4 protein-coding genes are annotated in these 3,030 nt (G+C 30.5%); all 4 read right to left on the bottom strand.

The window, feature by feature from the left end; genetic code table 11:
* A partial coding sequence (locus E5342_RS18775) for a hypothetical protein (RefSeq protein WP_246867173.1) occupies window positions 1-398 on the bottom strand: 398 nt, incomplete at its 3' end.
* A gap of 145 nt (window positions 399-543) precedes the next feature.
* On the bottom strand, window positions 544-1,095 hold the full coding sequence (locus E5342_RS18770; RefSeq protein WP_121737484.1) for a DUF5025 domain-containing protein: 552 nt from the start codon (window positions 1,093-1,095) through the stop codon (window positions 544-546).
* 139 nt (window positions 1,096-1,234) lie between these two features.
* The gene (locus tag E5342_RS18765; RefSeq protein ID WP_121737485.1) at window positions 1,235-2,830 is read right to left on the bottom strand and encodes a hypothetical protein; all 1,596 of its coding nucleotides are present in this window, start codon (window positions 2,828-2,830) and stop codon (window positions 1,235-1,237) included.
* Window positions 2,831-2,842: 12 nt separating this feature from the next.
* Window positions 2,843-3,030 (bottom strand): DUF3244 domain-containing protein (locus tag E5342_RS18760; protein WP_135960059.1); only part of this gene is annotated, 188 nt, incomplete at its 5' end.

Genomic DNA, 3,030 nt, shown 5'->3' with positions numbered 1-3,030 from the left:
CTTCCCAATGTAACTTTTTCCGTACCCGCAAGCGTGTTTTGTCTACGGAAGTTGGTATTATATTTAAAAGGGTAGACATGGCTCAAGTGTTCATCATAGGCATTACGCTCAGAGGGAGTCATGGAATAGTATCTCAATTTCTCACGTGCCTCACCCAGTCCGGGAGCCGTGGTGTCGGGACGGATCGTACCATCCTTCAAGTAATTGATGTCCACACGGTTGAACTTATCATCGGCTGATAGTTGGTTTCCCTCACTCTCCAATAGCTCCACGATCGTGATTTTCTCCCCGAGGAATACGGTGAGAAATCCCTCAAGCACATCGAAATTAGCTTTCTGACGAAGCAGACGTTTAATAGCCCAATCGAAACGGATATACCTGTCTTGCATCTCTTTCATAAACTCTTGTTCCTTTTTTGTTTTCATAGTCAATTGATTTTGATTCGGTACCCACTATTGGATAGTTTGTCAAAGATAGTTCTTAATCACGAGAGAGACAATATCGCAAACAAAAAATACGAAAAAACATAAATTCCTATGCCATTCAATGAATACCGAAATATACATTTCTTATTACGATAGAATCAACACTATTTTCTGTGTTATATAAAATTCCATCCATATATCCTTCTATATAAGGAATCTCGCTATCCTCTTGAAAAAAAACAGTATCTACTCGCAAACAAAAAGGAGTTTTCAGAGGATGGTAGTTTATTTCAGTTCCCTCTCTAATTATTCTGACAGTAGACTCTTTTTCCTCTGTAGATAAATATCCTTTTTTTATATGATATTCTTGCTTAAGCAAAGGAATCAACGAGATATGAAGTTCAGGATAAGGATAAGTAAAATTCACTGATTTTAAAGGTACTTTCCAATAAAATCCATATAATTCTTTTTCTATATCATGTATCCAAAAATTTCCCCTTTCAATTGAACACTGATAACTAGATTGATTTAATAAAGAAATAGATTGTCCATTCAATTCTCCCTCAAAGTAAGCAAAATAATAAGGATATTTGTCTACTACAGAAGGCTCTTCATCATTACATGATGTACAAATAAATAAACTTAATAAAAAGAAAAAAAATATACGCATTATATTTATTTTAAATGATACTGTTTCAAAAAAATAAAATAGCACACATATAATATAAGTAAGAAAAATGAACTAAAATTATCTAGATTCATCTAATCTATACGAATTATATGTGTACCACTTTGTTTCACTATTAATATTAGTTATATTTTAATGGACTCACAGCTAATTGATACCAGCCAGTTTTATATTTATCGGTATAATCTGGTTTCCAATTTCTACTAGTAGATACATTATTTTTAGATTTCAGAATTTTATCTGCAAAATTAACAATAACCTCTCCCAATTCATCATTTCCTAATGTTTTAGTTACTGTATACGAAATATTTTTCGATATAGTATTTGTTGCACCAAATTTTAAACCTATTTTTACTTTTTCTCCAAATGATGGATCAAACCCAAAATTAGTCGCAAACGTAACAGTTGAAGATTCTGTGCTTTGAACTGTTTCTGTAGCATCAATTTCTTCTATCGAAATCTTCATTGCAGTGCCATAATTTTCTATATTCCATTCAAAAAGAGGCAATTGAAGATTTATTCCATCTGTCAGATCTATAGATTTAACCTCATACTTTTTACTTAGAGGATCTTTGGGTGTTGTTTTAAATAAAGCACTTGGCTCAACTGTAAAAAAAGTTGTTAGTTCATTGCTTATACCTAATTGATTTGCCACATAAACTTTTACTTTAAACTCAAGAAAACCATCTGTCCATGGAGTTACAATTGTTGTACCTGGCCGACCATAATGACTATCACCATAATCAACTTCATGCTCATGACTATTTCCATCTATTCTAGGATCATTAGTTTGATCGCATATTTTATTCATAACAGTTCGTGGATCTCCTATCAACTTAAAATGAACTAAACTCTCTTTAAAATCTAAGTTAAAAGCTCCTTTTGTTTTTTGAGGGGTTAAATCGAAATATATATAATCTCTTAACCAACCATTTGATGGGTTATAAATATCATATGCTTCATAAACTTTTTTCATATTATCCGGTATTGATCCTGTACGATCTCTTTCATTACTATGCATACTTGATATAGAACGATTTATACTTTCATTCTTAGTGTTATCAAAAACATCACTTAAAAAAACAATATCTGTATCATCAATTGTATTACAAGCAGATAAATATTTTTTCTTCTGAACTTTATTTACAGATATAATTCTTTCATTCAATTTGATTACCAAAATAGGATACTTAGGAATTTCATTCGATGGAATCAAAAATTCTTTTTCTATTCCATAAGCCATTATATCATTACTATTTTCAACTCTTAATGCAGTATATGGAATTTCATCCTCCGGATTCCAACTTTCTGCCGAAAAGCTATTATCAGGTAACACAGGTACAAATATAGTCAAAGTAGGATATTTTTGTTTAACAAGCTCTAATTTACTAGTATCTATATATAATTCCATAAGTTCATCAACTGTTTTTCCAGAAGATAATTTATATGTATTTATAGATAAATACAAAACATCATAATCATAGTCAAACATTTTTAGAGCTTCATTTTTTATAAGTCTCCTTAGTTCAACAGAAGAATTTAGAGCACTAGATAACGCTTTACTAAAATCTTCTAATAACTCATGACTTTTTATTGTGTCATTTTCAATAGAAAGAGTAGTTTTATTTACACTCCCACTCAAATTATCATTCAATATTTCTGATGAACAAGAAACAAATGATATTAAAATCATAAAAAACAAAAATATTTTTCTCATAATAATACTATATTATAAATTAAAAAATCCTTCTGCATAATTTTCTGAATCCGATATGGAAAGTTCGTATGATCCTGATGCAACATCATCCAAAGGAATAATATGAAAAGAAGTATTTTGTGTATTCACAACTTCCTCATAAACAATATTTCCATTCGCATCCGCAACAGATACTCGTACCTCTCCTAAATATTCCAAAA

Source organism: Parabacteroides distasonis, from assembly GCF_004793765.1.
Taxonomy (GTDB): Bacteria; Bacteroidota; Bacteroidia; order Bacteroidales; family Tannerellaceae; genus Parabacteroides; species Parabacteroides distasonis_A.
The sequence above is the reverse complement of the archived record's forward strand: the minus strand, read 5'-3'. Positions and strand labels throughout refer to the sequence as shown.